Source organism: Phenylobacterium sp. LH3H17 (assembly GCF_024298925.1).
Lineage (GTDB): Bacteria > Pseudomonadota > Alphaproteobacteria > Caulobacterales > Caulobacteraceae > Phenylobacterium.
Window position 1 is genome coordinate 3,802,007 of record NZ_CP101283.1, and the last position, 18,992, is coordinate 3,820,998.

The window sequence follows — 18,992 nt, forward strand, 5'->3', positions numbered from 1 at the left end:
GCGAGCACGACGACCACGAGGCCAACAATATAGATGATGCGATTCACGGCGAGCTTCCTTCTATCGGCGTTCTGAAACGCCGAAGGGAGAACGCCGTTCCTTCGCCTAGCGGAACGGCGGCTCGTCGAAGCTGCGCAGCTTGCGCGAGTGGAGCCGGGGGCCTTCCTTGCGCAGCAGGTCCATGGTTGCGATGCCGATCTGCAGGTGCTGGCCGATGGCGCGCTCATAGAAGGCGTTGGCCTGGCCGGGCAGCTTGATCTCGCCGTGCAGGGGCTTGTCGGAGACGCAGAGAAGCGTCCCGTAGGGCACCCGGAACCGGTAGCCCTGGGCGGCGATGGTGGCGCTCTCCATGTCGATGGCCACCGCGCGGGACTGGTTGAAGCGCAGGGAGCTGGACGAGAAGCGGAGCTCCCAGTTGCGGTCGTCGGTGGTGACCACCGTGCCGGTGCGCAGCCGGCGCTTCAGCATCTCGCCGGACTCGCCGGTGATCATCTCGGCGGCGCGGCCCAGCGCCACCTGCACCTCGGCGATGGGCGGGATCGGGATCTCCGGCGGCAGGACGTCGTCCAGCACGTGGTCGTCGCGCAGATAGGCGTGGGCCAGGACATAGTCGCCGATGGTCTGGGAGCCGCGCAGCCCGCCGCAGTGCCCGATCATGATCCAGGCCTGGGGCCGCATCACCGCCAGGTGGTCGGTGACCGTCTTGGCGTTGGAGGGCCCGACCCCGATATTGACCAGGGTGATGCCCGTGCGCCCCTCCGCCATCAGGTGGTAGGCCGGCATCTGGTGGCGCCGCCAGGGGCCGTCGGCGATGGCCTGTTCGGGGTTCTCGGTCTCGGCGGTGACCATCACCTGGCCCGAGGCCGAGAGCGCGGTGTAGGGACCGCCGGTCTTGAGCTGCGAGCAGCCCCAGCGCACGAACTCGTCCACATAGCGGTGGTAGTTGGTGAACAGCACATACTGCTGCACGTGCTCGGCCGGGGTGCCCATGTAGTGCGTCAACCGCGCCAGCGAGAAGTCGGTGCGCAGGCCGTCGAACAGGGCCAGCGGCCGGGCCGGCTCCAGGCTGGCGTTCCACATGCCGTCGGCGATCTCGTCGCCGATATGGGCCAGTTCCGTGGTCGGGAAGTGCCGGGCGATGTCGGCCGAGCCGATGTCGGCCATGGCGATGTCGACCGCCCCGTCCAGCACATAGGGGAAGGGCATCTCCTGCCGGGAGCGGGCGACCTCGATGGTGACGTTGAAGTCGGTCATCAGCAGGCTGATCTGCTCGATCAGGTAGTCGCGATAGAGGTCGGGGCGGGTGACCGTCACCGCATAGTCGCCGGGCTGCGACAGCCGGGCATAGGCGCGGCCCAGGCGCGGATAGACCTCGCCGGGGGGCCAGGTCAGGCGCAGCTCGGGATAGGCGAAGGCGCCGCGGGCGCGGGCGGCGGGATCCGGCGGCGGTCCGCCGGCCAGGAAGATCTTCAGGGCGGCCCGGAGGGCTTCGACGGTGGCGCGGTATTCGGCGTCCAGCCGCTCGACGATGGCGGCTGCTTCTTTCTCGATGGACATGGGGCAGTTTAGACCGCTCCGGTGAAGGTTGCGAGACGTCCCTGCCTCCATTTCGCAGCGCTATGGACGAACGGCCCCATTCTCGGCGACAAAGGCCGGCGCGAACGCCGGGGAGTCCTCATGAATCGTCTTTTCACCGCCTTCATCGTGGCGGGCATGGTGCTCGGCGTCGCCGTCGGCTGGGGGGTGAACCAGGGCCTGAGTCCGGAGCAGGCCAAGGAGGTCGCCGGCAACCTGACCATCATCACCGACGTCTTCCTGCGCCTGATCAAGATGATCATCGCGCCCCTGGTGTTCGCGACCCTGGTGGCCGGCATCGCCCACATGGAGGACGCCGCCAGCATCGGCCGGGTCGGCGTCAAGACCATGGCCTGGTTCATCAGCGCCTCGCTGGTCTCGCTCACCATCGGCCTGGTGATGGTCCACCTGATCGCGCCCGGCGTCGGCATGGACCTGATCGACGAGGCGGCGGGCGCCGCGGGCACGGTGGACGCCACCAAGCTCACCCTGAGGGAGTTCGTCACCCACCTGGTGCCGAAATCCATCGTCGAGGCCATGGCCAACAACGAGATCCTGCAGATCGTGGTGTTCTCGATCTTCGTCGGCACCGCCGTCGCATCGCTCGACGACAGGGCGCCGGCCGTGGTCGTCCTGGTCGATCAGATCGCCAACATCATGCTGAAGGTGACCGGATACGTCATGAAGACGGCGCCACTGGCAATATTCGCCGCACTTGCTGCGACAATTGCTACGCAGGGACTTAGTGTTCTAGCAGACTATGCGAAATTCGTCCTTGGATTCTATGCGTCGCTGGGCGTGCTCTGGGGATTGCTGATCGCGGCGATGCTGCTGGTGGTGGGAGCCCGCGCGACGAAGCTGCTGGCGGCGATCCGCAGCCCGGCCCTGCTGGCCTTCGCCACGGCCTCGTCGGAGGCCGCCTATCCCAGGACCCTGGAGGAGCTGCAGAAGTTCGGCATCTCGCGTCGGATCGCCAGCTTCGTCCTGCCGCTGGGCTACTCGTTCAACCTCGACGGCTCGATGATGTACTGCACCTTCGCGGTGATGTTCATCGCCCAGGCCTACGGCATCGACCTCTCCATCGGCCAGCAGATCACCATGCTGCTGCTGCTGATGGTGACCTCCAAGGGCATGGCCGGCGTGCCCCGCGCCTCGCTGGTGGTCATTGCCGCCACCCTCACCTATTTCGACCTTCCCGAGGCCGGCCTGCTGCTGATCCTCGGCGTCGACCACCTGCTGGACATGGGCCGCTCGGCCACCAACGTCCTGGGTAATTCGGTCGCCAGCGCCGTGGTCGCCAAGTGGGAGAACCAGATCGAGGACCCCGACGCCTCGGGCGCCGAGCCCGTTCCCGTCCCGCGTTAACGGTCGACTCAGCCCGCCATGGGATCATCCGCCCTTCGGCAGGGGGTTGCAGGGCCATGGGGGACGACGCGGCCGAAAGCATGGCGCGCGAGGAGGTGGCCCGCATCTCCGAGGCCCTGGCCGCCCGCGTCGACGAGCTGGAAGCCGAGCGCGCGCTCACCATGCACCTGGCCCGCACCGACGGGCTGACGGGCCTGCTGAACCGAGGCGCCTTCACCGCGGCCCTGATCGACCGGCTGGAGGCCGCGCAAGCGTCGGGCGAGCGCCTGGCCCTGTTCGTCATCGACCTGGACCGCTTCAAGCACCTCAATGACAGCCTCGGCCACCACGCCGGCGACCAGCTGCTGAACGAGATCGGCCGGCGCCTGAAGACCGAGGCCAAGCCCGGCGACCTGGTCTGCCGCCTGGGCGGCGACGAGTTCGCGGTGATCGCCTCGGGCGACCAGGTGGCCCGCAGGGCCGCGGCCCTGACCCAGCTGCTCGGCCAGGGCCACACCATCTATGGCCGGGTGGTCTCGCCCGGCGCCTCGGTGGGGGTGGCGGTCTATCCCGACGACGCCACCGACGCCGTCGACCTGCAGCGCTACGCCGACATGGCCCTCTACCGCGCCAAGAGCGCCGGGGGCCGGCGCTGGTCGGCCTTCGACACCGACCTGCGCAAGGCCGGCGAGGCCCGCCACAGCCTGGAGGCGGAGCTGCGCCGCGCCATCCCGGCCGGCGAGATCGTCCCCTGGTACCAGCCGGTGGTCGACGCCGCCGACAGCCGCATCGTCGCCGTCGAGGTCCTGGCCCGCTGGAACCACCCCGAGCAGGGCCTGCTGGCCCCCGGCGTCTTCGTGCCCCTGGCCGAGGAGCTGGGCCTGATCGCCGACCTCGACGCCGCCATCTTCGCCAGCGCCTGCCGCACCGCCGCGCCCTGGGTGGCCGAGGGCCTGATCGACGCCATCTCCTGCAACGTCTCGCCGCGCGAGCTGCTGGACCCGGCCTTCTCGCGCGCCCTGCTGCGCCGGCTGAAGGCCACCGACCTGCCGGCCACCGCGCTCACCGTCGAGATCACCGAGACCTTCCTGGTCCAGGACCTGGGCCTGGCGCGGCGCCACATCGAGCGCCTGGCCTCCAAGGGCGTGCGCATCGCGCTGGACGACTTCGGCACCGGCTATTCCAACCTCCGCGCCCTGCTGCAGCTGCCCATCCACACGGTGAAGCTGGACCAGTCGCTGATCGGCGACGTGGGCCGCGATCCCCGGGTCTCCAAGCTGGTCCGCGCCATGCTGGGCGCCGCCAAGTCGCTGGACGCCCGCATCGTCGCCGAGGGCGTGGAGGACGAGGCCCAGGCCCTGTTCCTGCGCGCCGCCGGCTGCGACCGCATGCAGGGCTTCCTGTTCGCCAGGCCCATGCCGGCCGACCAGGTCGAGGCCCTGATCCGCCAGCAGGCCGCCGACCTCGGCCCCCGCGCCGCGCCGGTCGAAGAGACCCCGGCCACCCCGCTGCGGGCGCGGCGCTAGCGCTCCAATCCGCAGATCCCCATATCGGGGCCCATGCAGAACCACCTTCGCACCTTCGTGCTGCTCGCGGCGCTCACCGCCATCTTCGTCGGCGTCGGCTATCTGATCGGCGGCGCCACCGGCATGCTCGTGGCCTTCCTGCTGGGCGCGACGATGAACTTCGTCAGCTACTGGAACGCCGACAAGATCGTGCTGAAGATGTACGCCGCGCGCGAGGTCGACCCCGCCACCGCCGAGCCCCTGCTGGCGAACTACGTCGCCGACGTCCATGACCTGGCGCAGCGCGCGGGCCTGCCCCGGCCCAAGGTCTATGTCATCGACAGCGACCAGCCCAACGCCTTCGCCACCGGCCGCGACCCCGAGCACGCCGCCGTGGCCGCCACCGTCGGCCTGCTGCGCATGCTGGACCGCCGCGAGATCCGCGGGGTCATGGCCCACGAGCTGGCCCATGTGAAGAACCGCGACACCCTGACCATGACCGTCACGGCGACCATCGCCGGCGCCATCGGGGCGCTGGCTAACTTCGCCCTGTTCTTCGGCGGCAATGATCGCGAGCGGCCGGGCGGCATCATCGGGACCCTGGCCCTGATGATCCTGGCCCCCATGGCCGCGGCCCTGGTCCAGATGGCCATCAGCCGCGGCCGCGAATACCAGGCCGACGCCGGCGGCGCGGAGATCAGCGGCGACGCACAAGCTCTCGCCAGCGCGCTTCAGAAGATCGACGCCCATGCCCGCGGGATCGTCAACCTGACCGCCGAGCGCAATCCCGCCACCGGCCAGATGTTCATCATCAACCCGCTCTCGGGCCGCGGCGCCGACAACCTGTTCTCCACCCACCCGGCGACCCAGAACCGGGTCGAGGCCCTGATGCGCCTCGCCGCCCCGTCCCGCCGGGCGGAGACCGCCGTCCCGCTCACCAGCGCCCGACGCGGCCCCTGGGGCTAGGTCCCGCCTGGGGGACTTTGACTCTCGTGCGCTTCAACCCCCTCCGTCACGTCGCCGATAGAGGCGACGCGCCACCTCCCCCAAACCGCGCTGCGCGCTGGGGGAGGATCTAGGTTCGCATAGTCCATGGATGCTCCCCCCCTGGGGGAGCTGTCGGCGCAGCCGACTGAGGGGGACTTTGACTCTTGTTGGGGGCTTCAACCCCCTGCGGCTAACCCCAAACACCGCTCATCCCGGCGAAGGCCGGGATGAGCGGCTTAGGCCGAGATCGCCCCGGCCCGCCGCCGCAACCGCGCATATTCCGCATCCAAGGCCCGCCGCGCCTTCCGCGCCTCCTTCGCCCGCCCCACCGCCTCGGCGAAGTCGGGCCGGGTCCGCATCCAGCCGTAGAAGGTGGCGGCGCACGGCATGTCCGGCAGGCGGCTGAGGGTGTTGAGCGTGCCGCCCTCGGCGATCCCCTCGCAGATCGCCTCGAGCAGATAGTCCGGGCAGGCCGCCCGGGCCTGGACCCGGCGGCGGCGGGCCACCTTCAGGGCGATCTTCAGGGCCTGGTCGAACTCCGGCTGCGCCTTGCGCCAGCGGATCACCACGTCCCGGCACGGCAGGCCGTGGCCGGAGTTGAGCATGGCCTGGAAATCCTCGCCGCGCGCGACCCGCGCCACGATCCTGTCGGCCAGGGCCTGGTCGAAGGGCCGGAAGCGGGCGGCGCAGCGCCGGGCGCGCTCGGCGACCTTCACCTGGTTCAGCCGCCAGACCTCCCCGCCGAACTCCCCCTGGGTCATCCGCCAATGCCGGTAGGCCCGGCGCGACGGCATGGCCGGGTCGCGAAGGATGGAGACGATCCCCTCCCCCGCCGCCAGCCGCGCCAGCAACGCCTTGGCCTTGGCCTCATCGAAGGCGAGGCTCCGGTCGCCCCTCAGCCGGGCGTTGACGAGCGCCGTGGCGAAGTTGGCGTCGGCGTGGGTCCAGGCATGGACGCTGGCATAGGACGGCATCTCCGGCTCGGCGCAGATGCGCGACAGCTTCTCCCCCGCCGTCACCCGGTCGAGGATCTGCTGGCGGGCTTGCGGGTGCGTGTCAGCGTAGGCGCGCGCGGGCATTGGGGGAGTGTACCGCGCAACTCGGCGGGCGAGAACATTGCAAGAACAAAAAGTTGACGCACGGAGCCGCGGCGAGGCAAGGAACGTCGCTGCAATGCAGATGTTTCAGACCCTCGGGCGGACCATGGAGCCGTCAGACGTCCTCAAGATCGAGTGCGTCGCGTGCGGCCACCGTGTCGAGTGGACCCGCGCGGAAGCCTTCGCGCGCCTTGGCGCGGGCGCCCGTCCCGCCGACTTGAAACGCCTAGGCCCCTGCGGGAAGTGTGGCGAAAAGCGCAGGATCCGCGCCTGGATTTGACGGTCGCCCCGGCCCCGCGCCAATCTTCAGAGCATGTGCAATCTCTACACCATCGAAGGCGACATCTTCGGCTGGGCCGAGGCTCACGAGACGTTCCTCGGCCGCGCCCTGCGTCTGCCGGCTGGTGCCGCCGAAGGCACGTCCAACATCGACCTCACCTGGAAGCCGCAGGTCTATCCGGACTACCGGGCGCCCACCGTGCGCCTGGGGTCGGACGGCGCCGAAGAGGTGGGCTTCGCACGCTGGGGCATGCCCAGCTCAAAGCAGGCGCTGTTCATCGCCGCCAAGAAGCGGGCCGACAAGCTCCGCGCCAAGGGCAAGACACTCACCGACGCCGACTTCGCCGAACTGCTCCGCCTTGAGCCGGACGGCGGCACGACCAATGTCCGCAAGACCGAGAGCCGCCACTGGGCGCCCTATCTCGGCGTCGCCAATCGCTGCCTGGTCCCGCTCACCTGCTTCGCCGAACCCGACCAGGTCGGCGGATCGCGGGAGAATGTCTGGTTCGCGCTGTCGGAAGATCGTCCCCTGGCCTACTTCGCCGGCGTCCACACCCTCGACTATTCCTGCGTCCGCAAGATCAAGACGGGCTGGGAGACCTGCGACCTGTTTGGCTTCCTCACCACCGACGCCAACGCCGAGGTCGGCGCGGTCCACGACAAGGCCATGCCGGTGATCCTCACGACGGCTGAGGAGGCGACGACCTGGCTAACTGCGCCGTGGGAGCAAGCCAAGGCCCTGCAGCGCCCTCTCCCCGATGGTTCGCTGACGGTGGTAGCACGGGGCCGCGCGCCTGCTGCCGTCGGGGTGTAAGGCCCAGCCAGAGAAGTGGGCAATGCCGCACCAAATCTTGCTCGGGAGGGCATATGTCCGAAAACAGCACGACCTCATCCGGCCCTGAGCCAAGACGCTTTGTAGTTGATGTGAAGCGCGTTCCGCCCGGCTTTCCGACCCAAGCTCACAGCTCGGAATTTTGGGAAGCGCTCGGTCGGACTGTGGCGACATTTGGATTCTTGGAGAACGTGCTGGGCAAGGCCGTCTTCGCCATAACCGGCACTACGGAGCTGCCGGAGGACCCCACTGAGGCGGAGACCGCGCTCAAGGCATGGTCACGGACACTGGAAAGGGCGTTGACCGATGCGCTCGGCGGCCTAATTCAATTATTCGCGACAGCAGTGCGCGCCAACTCCAACGTCACCACCACCAATATTGACGAATTGTTGGATCAACTGAAACAAGCGGCGAATTTGCGCAATGTCCTTTGTCATGGTTTCTGGCAACTACCTGATGCGTCCGGGCGATCAGTTCCATTCTTCGTAAATCGGAAGATCGAGGCGTTTGCGTCCCCTATCGACGTGCAATTCCTGACCCAGACGCGCGAAGCCACCCTCGAAATGGCGTTGAGCGTCATCAACGTCGTCACACACATGGGATTCCAGTTTCCTAGTACCGGGGGGCCGGGTGAGCCGGTCTGGGCCGTCTGACCGCTCCCGGAAGCAAGCCACAGGCGATACGGGTCTAACCCACAACAGCTCACTTGAAGTTGTCGATGAACCTGCCAAACCGAAGGCTGCGGAAACGCATCGATAAGTTGGTGGGGGATTGGATGATCAGTGAGGCGAGTGTCCGGCGAGCGATAGATCACCTAGGGGCAATGGGAGACACCGACCTTTTTCCACGGCTACCGGAGATGCGTTGCTTCCTTGAGCGGCCTGGAACTATCGCAAAAGACTGTGAGAAGCTGAACCCTGGTCAGTACAAGCCAAGTGGGGCAGTTGAGACGTTGACTCCAAAATCTTGGCTTGGGTTTCGGATTGCTCATCAACTTACGGCGTCGGACAATGTCATTTACCTTGGGGCGCTCCTTGATTGCGCGCCGCATCTTGAGCGCGCTCGCCTTCCCAAGGACACCTATGAAGCCTTCGCCTACCGGTATTCAGCGGATGAGACTGTTAGGGTGTTCGAGCCCGGCCGTGGTTTTCATCAATGGCTAGCCCATCTGTCCGATTTTGGTGGGCCGGAAAATCCGTTCTCTGAAGATCGTCCAGCTATAGTTACTGACATTTCGGACTTCTTCCAGCGCATTTACTTTCATCGAATAGAGAACGTGCTTGAAGACGCAGGCTGTCCCAAAGCTCCATCAGACTTAATTAAGAAAGTTATCAAGACCGCTCGCGCGCGCCAATCATATGGCTTGCCGGTGGGCACAGCGGCGTCGCGATTGCTGGCCGAGTGCTTGTTAAACGACACCGATATTCTTCTGAAAAACATGGGCGTCAAGTTCACGCGCTATGTCGATGACTATCGCATAGCTGTACCGCCAGGGATGGAAGCTCACTCGATTCTATGCCGCTTAGCCGAGCATCTAATGGTCACCGAAGGGCTTTCGCTAAATGTCTCAAAGACAAAGCTCACGACCGTGCGAGATATCGAGCGCAGCTCAAAGGGGCGACTACAGGACGTTTTCACAACAGCAGAGATGGAGAACATGCAAGCCTTCATCGCGCTAAGCTATGGCGACGATGACGACCTGAAGGACGAAGATTTGGTTGCCAACCCCTTCTTATCGGCAGAATTTCTACAAGCGCGCCTTGATGAGATCGGCGACAAGAAGGGTGTAGACCTGTCTGTCTTCAAGGCGATATTGCGTGCATTGCGGTTTCTACAAGGAATTGATGCGCTCAATTTGATCGAGAAACATGCCGAACTTCTCTACTATGTTCCGCGCGAATTTTGCTTGGTTCTCAGCGCCGCGTCGAAGCAAGAGGGGTTTCCAACTGACGCGGTGAAACGCCGCGTCATCGAATTGCTGTCAATGCCGCCCTATGCTGACTTAGCATATGTTCGGTCCTGGCTGCTCAATCTGTTTGTCGACGGGACCGTACCGGTCTTACTCTCAGACTGGCAGGCGTATGACTTTAACCGCAGTGTATTTGAGCGACGGTCGCAACTCTTCTTGCGGGGGCTTGCGAATGATAGGCCGTATTTTCGCGCCCTCAAGACACAGCTGGCCTCCCTCAGCGAGTGGGAGAAGCCCGCAGCGCTAATGGCGGGAATGTGTTTGCCATTGGACGAGTACAAGAACTGGCTCTCTAGCGCTGTCGATCAACTCTCAATGCCGTTCGCGGCCACCTATACGGCTTGGCTGCGCGATAACCACGGCAAGTTGCACCAACTCCTGTCCGAGCCCCACGAGCCGGTGTGCACGAACCTCTGACTTTTTCCGCCGATCTGCTCGACAGCAGGACCGCGATCTTGATGACATCCTATGGGGGTCGAAGCCGAGGCGAAGCACTAACGCAGGTGGTCCGCAATCAAGGCTTGAATTGATTCAGCTAGGTCATTCGCTTTGGGAATTGTGGGGACACGATACTTAATTCAAGTCGCCTTCCGCCACCAACGCGAACAGGCCGGCCGCCCCAGAGACATGCTGCGCCAAGCTTAACATCCCTCAGGAGCATATGGGTCCCGGTCTTCGGCTGCGCCGAAACCGGGATGACGAGCGGAGAGGGTGCGCGAGTGTTGCACCGCCCCCTAATCCCGCTCCCGATACGGAAAGGTCTGCGGCAGCTTCCGCACGCCGTCCCAGATCTCCGCGCCGAAGCCGCTGAGGTCCATGTCGCCGACGAGCTTCAGGATCGCTTCGTCGGACTCGGCCTCCAGGGGCCGGACATCCCGGATCCGACCGTCGCGACCTGTGAGATAAACCCGGTAATACGCCATCACCGCCCCTGCATCACCCTAACGACCTTCGCCTGGGCGGAGCAAGCGTCGGGACATTGGCCGAAGCCGGCCGGGCCGCGCCGCGTGGCGCGTCCCGGCCGGCTCGGTCGAACGTCCATACCGAGGGGATCGGACTGACGCTTCAGACCTGGGCGGGATCCCTCCAGACCGCGCGCCCGGTGACCGCCCGACTGCTAGAGGCGGCCAACTGCCAAGTTCAAATACCGACGTTTGCCAGTAGTTCCCGCCCGACTTGCTTGTTAGGAATAATTAGAATCCGCACGTCCTTGAGACCATCTTGAGATTGGAACTGTCAACCCGCAAGGGAATTACCGTCAAGTGGCCGCCAGATGCTCTACAGTCTGGGGATCGGTTGGTTCGGCTCGGCGAGCGGGCGTTTTTTGGTACGGGTTCAAGTATGAAGTTCAGCATCGCCGCCATGGCCGCCGCGGCCACAGTTTCCCTGGCCGCGCCGGCCCACGCCCTGACGGTGATCTCCTCGCCCGTGGATGCGCCGCCGCCGGCCGGCCAGTTCATCATCTACGACTTCGATGGCTATGTGGCGCCGGGCTACACCCTGACCCTGAGCGGGGCGGCCGGGATCTTCGACGGCTCGCAGGGCCTGTTCCCCGGCGTGGCGGCCCCGCCGCCGGGCACCACCACCGACTACCTGGCCATCCGGGCCGGCGGCGCGGCCACCCTGGACACGCCGCTGATCAGCGCGATCAGCGTCTATATCGGCTCGCCCGACGCCTATAACGCCATCCGGTTCATCGGGCTGAACGGCTTCGACCAGACCCTGATGGGCGCGGCCCTGGCGGACGGCTCGTTCAACGGCGACCAGACCATCGGACGGCGGATGACCTATAATTTCGGGTCCGACCGGGTCACCAAGGTCATCTTCTATTCGACCGGCAACTCGTTCGAGCTGGACAATATCGCCACCACCTCGGCCGTGCCTGAGCCGGCCACCTGGGCGATGATGATCGTGGGCTTCGGCTTGGTGGGCGGCGCGATCCGCCGCCGGCGCCAGACGGCCTGGACCCTGGCCTACGCCCGCGCATGACGTGGCACCCCCTTACGGGGGATCGCAACGGCCGATGGTCGGGGCGGCAGGGTGGTCCGATGCTCCCCTCTTGGGGGAGCTCCCGGCCCAATGGCCGGGTGAGGGGGACCAATAATGTCCTTGGACAGCGACGCGACCGGAGGGGTTAAAGTCCCCCTCAGGCCCTTCGGGCCAGCTCCCCCAGAGGGGGAACATCTTTAAGTCCCTCGCAATGCGATGGCCTCCCCGCGAGGCGGGGGCATGTCGCGGCGGTTGTATCGGCTTTCCCTGCGGTTTCCCCGGGCATAGGCTCTCTTTCGCGCTCGCCAGGCGGGCGCGGAGCCGTCGGGGGACGGGGCGTGAGGATCGCACTCGCACTGAGCATCGCATTGGCGGCGGCGACCGGCGCCTGGGCCGGCGAGGACCCGCATGCGCGGTTCCGCTCGACCATGGACCAGGTGTTCGGGGCCGGGACCTGGCGGGTGACCGGCGGCTATCGCACCCCCGAGCGCGAGAACGAGCTGCGGGCCCAGGGCGCGCTGACCGTGACGGCCGGGCGGCTGTCGCGCCACTCCATGGGACGGCCTGGGGCGCCGGGCGCCTATGACGTGGTGGTCGACGGGATGAGCCCGTTCCGCGCGGCGGCCAAGCTGCGAAGGGCGGGCGCGCCGTTCGCCACCATCTTCCCCGAGGGGCGGCACGGGACCCAGGGTCCGCACCTGCATCTCGATCCCCATTCGGGCGGACGCGGCGGCGGCGGCGGAGCGGCGCCGGGCCTGCCCTGGGTGGTGGCCGCGCTCACCCCGGCCCAGATCGAGGTCAGCCGGCTGCACGATCAGGCCCTCGACGGGGACGGAGCGGCGCAGCTGGCCCTGGGCGAGGTCTATGGCGCCGGGCGGCTGGCGCGGAAGGACCCGATCGACGCCTATGTCTGGACGGCGCTGGCGGCCGCCAACGAGGGCGCCGAGCCGTCCGTGCGCGCGCGGGCGCAGGGGGCGCTGGCCGCCCTGACCGCGCGGATGAGCGCCGCCGACCTGGAAGACGCCCGCCGCTTCGTGGGGGAAGCGACCTACGGCCCGGTGATCGCAAGGCCCAGCGCCATGCAGGCGGTGCGGGTGGCGCAGACCGGCGCCCTGCGGCTGGTGGTCGCCTCTAGCGCCCCGTGAACACCGGCTTGCGCTTCTCCAGGAAGGCGCGGCGGGCCTCCTGGCCGTCCTCGCTGCGGAAGGCGCGGCCGATATTGGCGACCTCGTAGCGGAGCTGCTGCTCCATGTCGTGGGACTCGTAGGACTTGACCATGCCGCGCTTCAAGAGGCGCAGGGTGATGGGCGACCATTCGCAGAGCTGGGCGCAGTACTCGGCCAGGCGGGCGTGGAAATCGGCGTCGGCCACCGCCTCCCCGGCCAGGCCCCACTGGACCGCCTCCTCGCCGGTCAGGGTGCGGTTCTCCATCATGAAGCGCATGGCCTTCTCGTAGCCCATGGCCTGGGGAAGCGTGATGGTCAGGCCCGCGTCGGGCGAGCCGCCGATGCGGGTGTAGCCGGCCATCAGCCGGGCGCTGTGGGCGATCAGGCGCACGTCGGTGGCCATGGCCAGGCCCAGGCCCGCGCCCACCGCCACGCCGTTGATCCCGCCCACCACCGGCTTGTCGCAGCGCTTGCGGATGGCCAGCAGGAACTGGCCGACCCAGCCGATGTCGTCCAGCTGGGCGGTCATGGGCGGATAGGGGGAATGGGGCTCGGAGCCCGTCAGGTCGAGGCCGGCGCAGAAGGCGTCGCCCGAGCCGGTGAGCGCCACCACCCAGACGTCGTCGTCCTGGGCCGCCTCGTCCACCGCGGCGATGACCGCCCAGGCGAGCTGCAGGCTGAGCGCATTCTTCTTCTCCGGCCGGTTGAGGCGGATGGTCCGCACGTGGCCGGCGTCGGAAACCTCTACGAGCTTGGTCATGGCGTGCGCTCCCCCTGGTGTGTCGGGGCGCAGCATGGACGGCGGCGCGGCGGGTTTCCAGCCCCAGGATGCGGAGGAGGCGTTTGATCGGGGCGGGGCTTGCGCCATAATCGGGGCCTTCGCCGCGCGTCGTGTTGCGCGGCCTTATCTGAAGGAAGACCTATGCGCCTTGCCCTGATCCTGACCGCCTCCCTCGCCAGCCTGGCGATCGCCGCCTGCTCGCCCAAGACCGAGACCCATGCCGACGCCGCCGCCGACGAAGCCGCCGCGGCCACCGCCTCGGCCGCCAACGACGCCGCCGTGAACACCGAAGCCGCCGCCGACGCCACCGCCGCCGCCGCGACCGACGCGGCCGCCAGCGCCGAGGCCGCCGCCGGGACCGCCGCGCGCAAGGCCGACGCCGCCGCCGACGCCGCGGCTGCGACGAAGTAGGTTCAAGCGGGCCGTCCCTGGCGCGGCGCGCCGGGGACGGTCTTTGCTATTCGGCCGGAAGGATCAGGTCGCTGCGCTTGGCCAGCGTCCTGTCGAACTCGGCCCAGACGCCGCCGTCGCCGTCCCATTTGCCCTTGGTGGCGGCCTTGGAATACTCGGTCGAACGGGCCTCGAAGAAGTTGGCGTGCTCGACGCCCGAGAGCATCGACTGCAGCCAGGGCAGCGGGTTGGTGCGGGCGCCGTAGACCTCCGGCAGGCCCAGCTGGCGCAGGCGCCAGTCGGCGATGAAGCGGATGTAGTTCTTGATATCGTCGGGGGTCATGCCCTGGACCTCACCGGCGCTGAAGGCCAGGTCGATGAACTTGTCCTCCAGGCCCACCACGGTCTTGCAGCAGTCGACGATGTCGTCGGCCACGCTCTTGGTCACGCAGCCGGTCTCGGCGTTGAAGGCGTGATAGAGCTTGATGATCCCCTCGCAGTGCAGGCTCTCGTCGCGCACCGACCACGAGACGATCTGGCCCATGCCCTTCATCTTGTTGTGGCGCGGGAAGTTCATCAGCATGGCGAAGCTGGCGAACAGCTGCAGCCCCTCGGTGAAGCCTCCGAACATCGCCAGCGTCCGCGCGATGTCGGCGTTGGTCTCGACGCCGAACTTCTGCATGTAGTCGTGCTTGTCGCGCATCTCCTGGAATTCCAGGAAGGCGGTGAACTCGGAATCGGGCATGCCGATGGTCTCGAGCAGCAGGGCGTAGGCGGCGATGTGGATCGTCTCCATGTTGGAGAACGAGGCCAGCATCATCTTCACTTCGGTCGGTTTGAAGACGCGCGAATAGCGCTCCATGTAGTTGTCGTTCACCTCGACGTCCGACTGGGTGAAGAACCGGAAGATCTGGGTGAGGAGGTTGCGCTCCTTGTCGTTGAGCTTTGCGGCCCAGTCCTTGAGGTCCTCGCCCAGCGGCACCTCTTCCGGCATCCAATGGACCTGCTGCTGCTTCTTCCAGAAGTCGTAGGCCCAGGGATAGCGGAAGGGCTTGTAGGCGAACGACGGCGTGAGCAGGCCTGGCAGGGTGGATTTGGCGGTCACGGGCGGACTTTCGAACGGAAGCGGAATCGACGAACGTGGCGTTTAGAAGCAAACTCTAACTCTCGATCCATATCCATATCTAGCGGCGAGTTGGCGCAGCAACCCAAGATGTTGTGAACAAGCGTGGGATAAGCATGTCCGATCGACTGACCCTGTTCGGGGCGCGAGGCTCCGGCGCCGTGGCCGTGGAGGCGGCGCTGGCGGTGATCGGCGAGCCCTATCGGCTCATCGAGGCCTATACCTGGGACAAGGATGACCCGGAGAGCGGCGACAAGGTGCTGGCGGCCAATCCCATGCGCCAGGTGCCGGCCCTGGTGCTTCCGGGCGGCGAGACGATCACCGAGAGCGCGGCGATCCTGATCTGGCTGGCGGAGACCTATCCCGAGGCGCGGCTGGCGCCGATGCCGGGAGAGCCCGGGCGGGCGCAATTCCTGCGCTGGATGAGCTTCGTCTCCAGCGCCATCTATTCGCTCTACTGGGTGAAGGACGACCCCGCCCGCCTGGTCCCGGACCCGGCCGGGCATGAGGCGCTCATCGAGCGCACCCTGGAGCGGATCGCGCAATGCTGGGCGATCATGGACAGCCAGGTCTCCCCCGGAACCTACATCCTGGGCGACGAGCTCAGCGTGCTGGACCTCTATGTGGCCGTGGTCTCGCGGTTCCGGCCCAGGCGCGAGCGGTTCTATCGCGAGGCGCCGAAGATGGGCGAGGTGGTCAGGCGCGTCGACGAGGATCGGCGGCTGAAGGCCCTGTGGGCCGACCGGATGGGCTAACGCCGCGGCCTGATCGACAGCGAGAAGGCGGCCAGGGTGTCGTCCTTGGTGCTCTGGCCCCAGATGCGGTGCTCGCCCTTCACCTCGCGGTGGATGACGCCGAAGGAGGTCTGCATCATCCCTTTGCGGAAGCCGACGCCCACCTGGGCGTCGCCGACCAGGGTGCTGGAGGGATCGGTGGACCAGCCGGCCCGGTCCCACTGGCCGTCGTTGCGGAGCATGTTGAGCCCCACGGCCCGGCCGCTGGCGGCGGCGAACAGGTACCAGCGGCCCTGGTCGCCGAAGGCCGCCCCGTCCTGGACGCCCAGGTCGCTGAGCTGGGACTTGACGATGTCGTCGCGGCGCTGGCCGACGGTGAGCGTCGCTCCGGCCCCCGCCTGGCCACCGATATTGCTGACCCCGAGCTCGGCGTGGGGCGACAGGCGTAGGTCGTATTCGCCAGCCTCGAACTTCACGCCCCTCCAGTCGCGGGTCACGGCAATTTCGTAGGCGTCGGCGGCGAACCGTTCGCGGTCGAGGTCCAGCGGGGCGCCGGGCGGCAAGGCGGGCTCACCGAGCTTGAGCCGCAGCCGGTCGCCCTTGCCCAGCGCGACCTCTCGGGTGCGCCAGTCGGCTTCGGTGTCGCGGTTCAACAGGTGATTCAGGCCGCCATCGGTGCGGGCTTGGGCCTTTGGCGCGACGGCCGCGCTCATGAGCTTCTTGGCGGCCGCGCCTTTCGGCTGAGCCTCTGCCGCGCCTGCCGCGGCGGTTACAACACAGGCGATGGCCAACAGAGCCAACGGCCTCATATGCACTCTCCCCGGATCGCGTCCTTGAGCGCACGACCCCAGGAGCATCCTTCCACGCTTTAGGAAGGGCGCAAGTGGAAATTCCGTTCCCGTCGCGACATATCGTCTTGAAATAAAAGCAAAAGGCCGCGCGATCCCGTGGGTTCGCGCGGCCTTTGAGCCTGGAATTCCGCGTTCGACGATCGGGACGTTTCGCATGTGCCCCCCGTGAGCAGCGACGTTCGTCCCGAAGACTATGGCACGACGGTTAGCGCCCCGTGCACGGGTTCTACTAACGGGGGAAAAGCATGTCCTACTGGCAGGCGAGGCACTCGTCGTAGTCCGTCCGTTCGTCCGACATGGTGACCACCGCGGCGCCTTCGCCGCCGGCATGAGCCGCCCGCTGCACCGACTTGGAGCGCATGTAGTAGAGCGACTTGCAGCCGCGCTCCCAGGCCTGCCAGTGCAGCATGTGCAGGTCCCACTTATCGACATCGCCCGGCAGGAAGATGTTCACCGACTGGGACTGGCAGATGTCCGGGGTGCGGTCGGCGGCCAGTTCGATCACCCAGCGCTGATCCAGCTCGAAGGCGGTCTTGTAGATGTCCTTGTCGTCCTGGCTGAGGCAGTCGAGATGCTGCACCGAGCCCTCGTTCTCCAAGATCGAGTCCCAGATCTCGGCGGTGTTGTGGCCGGTCTGCTCCAGCAGGCGCTCCAGGTAGGGGTTCTTCACCGCGAAGGAGCCCGACAGCGTCTTGTGGGTGTAGATATTGGCCGGGATCGGCTCGATGCCGGCCGAGGTGCCGCCGCAGATGATCGAGATCGAGGCGGTGGGCGCGATGGCCAGCTTGTGACTGAAGCGCTCCATGACCCCGCGCTCGGCGGCGTCCGGGCAGGCGCCGCGCTCGGCGGCCAGGGTCCGCGAGGCTGCGTCGCACTGGCGGCGCAGGTGCTTGAACAGCCGCATGTTCCAGCTCTTGGCCAGCGCACTCTCGAACGGCACGTTCTGCGCCTGCAGGAAGGTGTGGAAGCCCATCAGGCCCAGACCCACCGAACGCTCACGCTGGGCGGCGTAGACGGCGTTGGCCATCTCGGGCGGCGCGCGCTCGATGAAGTCCTGCAGGACGTTGTCGAGGAAGCGCATGACGTCCTCGATGAAGGTCGGGTGGTCGCGCCACTCCATGAACTTCTCGGCGTTGACCGAGGAGAGGCAGCAGACGGCGGTGCGCTCCTTGCCCAGGTGGTCGGTCCCGGTGTGGAGCATGATCTCCGAGCACAGGTTGGACTGGCGCACCGAGAGGCCGAGCTCGCGCTGATGCTGCGGCATGGCGCGGTTCACGGTGTCGGAGAAGATCAGGTAGGGCTCGCCGGTCTGCAGGCGGATCTCGAGGATCTTCTGCCACAGCGAGCGGGCGTCGACCTCGCGGATGATCTCTTTGGTCTTGGGCGAGCGCAGGCCGAACATGGCGCCGTCGCGGACCGCCTCCATGAACTCGTCGCTGATCGAGATGCCGTGGTGGAGGTTCAGAGACTTGCGGTTGAAGTCGCCCGACGGCTTGCGGATCTCGAGGAACTCCTCGATCTCCGGATGGTGGATGTCCAGATAGACCGCCGCCGAGCCACGCCGCAGCGACCCCTGGCTGATCGCCAGGGTCAGGGAGTCCATGACGCGAATGAAGGGGATGATGCCGCTGGTCTGACCCGCGCCCTTCACCTTCTCGCCGATGGAGCGCACGCCGCCCCAATAGGTGCCGATGCCGCCGCCATTGGAGGCCAGCGCCACGTTTTCGTTCCAGACGCTCTGGATGCCGTCGAGCGAGTCGCCCACGGCGTTGAGGAAGCAGGAGATCGGCAGGCCGCGGCCGGCGCCGCCGTTGGACAGGACCGGGGTGGCCGGCATGAACCAGAGGTTGGAGATGTAGTCATAGACGCGCTGGGCGTGGTCGGCGTCGTCGGCATAGGCGGTGGCCACCCGGGCGAACATGTCCTGGTAGCTCTCGCCGGCCAGGAGATAGCGGTCCTCCAGGGTCGTCTTGCCGAAATCGGTCAGCAGGGCGTCGCGCGAGCGGTCGACCACGACCTTGCGGACCAGCTGGAGCTGCGGTCGTTCGGATCGCTCGGCGACGACCTGGGCCGCGTCCGAAACCGTCCGAATTGCCGCTTCACTGCTGCTCATGACCCAAAACCCATAACTATCAGGCGCTTCGAGCCCCCCGCCCGTCGTCGCCGCTCAATCTACATCTAGTGGGCGCCCCGCCCTCTGAACGCATCATATGGGGCATCAAGCCTAATGACTCGTCAACGGGGTCGCGGGGTTGTCCCCGAGTGTTTTTCGCTAACGAAAGGTTAACGCGCTTCGCCGGGGATTGAAGCGCCTAGGTTTTCAATGGGCGGATCGGCGGCGCCCTCACGCGCATGTGACAATGGGCCTCG

At 66.9% G+C, this 18,992-nt stretch carries 17 protein-coding genes; 10 read left to right on the forward strand and 7 right to left on the reverse strand.

The window, feature by feature from the left end; translation table 11 throughout:
* Positions 1–105: 105 nt before the first annotated feature.
* Complete coding sequence (locus M9M90_RS18790) at positions 106–1,557, reverse strand: AMP nucleosidase (protein WP_254834764.1); 1,452 nt, start codon at positions 1,555–1,557, stop codon at positions 106–108.
* Positions 1,558–1,677: 120 nt separating this feature from the next.
* Between M9M90_RS18790 and M9M90_RS18795 the strand changes: the two genes are divergently transcribed.
* The 3 genes from M9M90_RS18795 to htpX are packed head-to-tail and all read left to right on the forward strand — an operon-like array spanning position 1,678 to position 5,390.
* The gene (locus tag M9M90_RS18795) at positions 1,678–2,940 is read left to right on the forward strand and encodes a dicarboxylate/amino acid:cation symporter (protein ID WP_254834765.1); all 1,263 of its coding nucleotides are present in this window, start codon (positions 1,678–1,680) and stop codon (positions 2,938–2,940) included.
* Between the two features lie 56 nt (positions 2,941–2,996).
* The gene (locus tag M9M90_RS18800) at positions 2,997–4,445 is read left to right on the forward strand and encodes a bifunctional diguanylate cyclase/phosphodiesterase (protein ID WP_254834766.1); all 1,449 of its coding nucleotides are present in this window, start codon (positions 2,997–2,999) and stop codon (positions 4,443–4,445) included.
* Positions 4,446–4,478: 33 nt separating this feature from the next.
* Positions 4,479–5,390 (forward strand): zinc metalloprotease HtpX, encoded by a 912-nt coding sequence (htpX, locus tag M9M90_RS18805; protein WP_254834767.1) that lies wholly within the window; start codon positions 4,479–4,481, stop codon positions 5,388–5,390.
* Between the two features lie 257 nt (positions 5,391–5,647).
* Here htpX and M9M90_RS21210 read toward each other — a convergent pair whose 3' ends face one another.
* Positions 5,648–6,490, reverse strand: a complete 843-nt coding sequence (locus M9M90_RS21210; protein WP_305885125.1) for a hypothetical protein — start codon at positions 6,488–6,490, stop codon at positions 5,648–5,650.
* A 331-nt stretch (positions 6,491–6,821) separates the two neighbouring features.
* Between M9M90_RS21210 and M9M90_RS18815 the strand changes: the two genes are divergently transcribed.
* From M9M90_RS18815 to M9M90_RS18825, 3 genes are all read left to right on the forward strand, one after another.
* Entirely contained in the window at positions 6,822–7,601 is a 780-nt protein-coding gene (locus M9M90_RS18815) for an SOS response-associated peptidase family protein (protein WP_254834768.1), read from the forward strand.
* Positions 7,602–7,654: 53 nt separating this feature from the next.
* Positions 7,655–8,272, forward strand: a complete 618-nt coding sequence (locus tag M9M90_RS18820; RefSeq protein ID WP_254834769.1) for a DUF4209 domain-containing protein — start codon at positions 7,655–7,657, stop codon at positions 8,270–8,272.
* A 65-nt stretch (positions 8,273–8,337) separates the two neighbouring features.
* Positions 8,338–10,005 carry an RNA-directed DNA polymerase gene (locus M9M90_RS18825; RefSeq protein WP_254834770.1) on the forward strand — a complete coding sequence of 556 codons (1,668 nt, stop codon included), beginning with the start codon at positions 8,338–8,340 and terminating at the stop codon, positions 10,003–10,005.
* Positions 10,006–10,322: 317 nt separating this feature from the next.
* Here M9M90_RS18825 and M9M90_RS18830 read toward each other — a convergent pair whose 3' ends face one another.
* On the reverse strand, positions 10,323–10,511 hold the full coding sequence (locus tag M9M90_RS18830; protein ID WP_254834771.1) for a hypothetical protein: 189 nt from the start codon (positions 10,509–10,511) through the stop codon (positions 10,323–10,325).
* 418 nt (positions 10,512–10,929) lie between these two features.
* On the opposite strand from M9M90_RS18830, the gene M9M90_RS18835 reads away from it, so the two are divergent.
* Both M9M90_RS18835 and M9M90_RS18840 read left to right on the forward strand, forming a co-directional pair.
* Positions 10,930–11,577, forward strand: coding sequence for a PEPxxWA-CTERM sorting domain-containing protein (locus M9M90_RS18835; RefSeq protein ID WP_254834772.1), 648 nt, complete (start codon positions 10,930–10,932; stop codon positions 11,575–11,577).
* Positions 11,578–11,915: 338 nt separating this feature from the next.
* On the forward strand, positions 11,916–12,722 hold the full coding sequence (locus tag M9M90_RS18840) for a hypothetical protein (protein WP_254834773.1): 807 nt from the start codon (positions 11,916–11,918) through the stop codon (positions 12,720–12,722).
* Here the strand turns inward: M9M90_RS18840 and M9M90_RS18845 are convergent.
* Positions 12,709–13,503 (reverse strand): enoyl-CoA hydratase/isomerase family protein, encoded by a 795-nt coding sequence (locus tag M9M90_RS18845; RefSeq protein WP_254834774.1) that lies wholly within the window; start codon positions 13,501–13,503, stop codon positions 12,709–12,711. The genes M9M90_RS18840 and M9M90_RS18845 overlap by 14 nt on opposite strands.
* A 162-nt stretch (positions 13,504–13,665) precedes the next feature.
* Here M9M90_RS18845 and M9M90_RS18850 point away from each other — a divergent pair, with 162 nt between their 5' ends.
* Entirely contained in the window at positions 13,666–13,935 is a 270-nt protein-coding gene (locus M9M90_RS18850; RefSeq protein ID WP_254834775.1) for a hypothetical protein, read from the forward strand.
* Positions 13,936–13,981: 46 nt separating this feature from the next.
* On the opposite strand, the gene M9M90_RS18855 is transcribed toward M9M90_RS18850, so the two are convergent.
* Positions 13,982–15,019 carry a ribonucleotide-diphosphate reductase subunit beta gene (locus M9M90_RS18855; RefSeq protein WP_254834776.1) on the reverse strand — a complete coding sequence of 346 codons (1,038 nt, stop codon included), beginning with the start codon at positions 15,017–15,019 and terminating at the stop codon, positions 13,982–13,984.
* A gap of 134 nt (positions 15,020–15,153) precedes the next feature.
* Here M9M90_RS18855 and M9M90_RS18860 point away from each other — a divergent pair, with 134 nt between their 5' ends.
* On the forward strand, positions 15,154–15,792 hold the full coding sequence (locus M9M90_RS18860; protein ID WP_254834777.1) for a glutathione S-transferase family protein: 639 nt from the start codon (positions 15,154–15,156) through the stop codon (positions 15,790–15,792).
* On the opposite strand, the gene M9M90_RS18865 is transcribed toward M9M90_RS18860, so the two are convergent.
* Positions 15,789–16,580 (reverse strand): lipid A-modifier LpxR family protein, encoded by a 792-nt coding sequence (locus M9M90_RS18865; RefSeq protein WP_254834778.1) that lies wholly within the window; start codon positions 16,578–16,580, stop codon positions 15,789–15,791. The two genes, M9M90_RS18860 and M9M90_RS18865, sit on opposite strands and share 4 nt — an antisense overlap.
* A 292-nt stretch (positions 16,581–16,872) precedes the next feature.
* Positions 16,873–18,735: a ribonucleoside-diphosphate reductase subunit alpha gene (locus M9M90_RS18870; RefSeq protein WP_254834779.1), complete on the reverse strand. Its 1,863-nt coding sequence runs from the start codon at positions 18,733–18,735 to the stop codon at positions 16,873–16,875.
* Positions 18,736–18,992 lie beyond the last annotated feature (257 nt).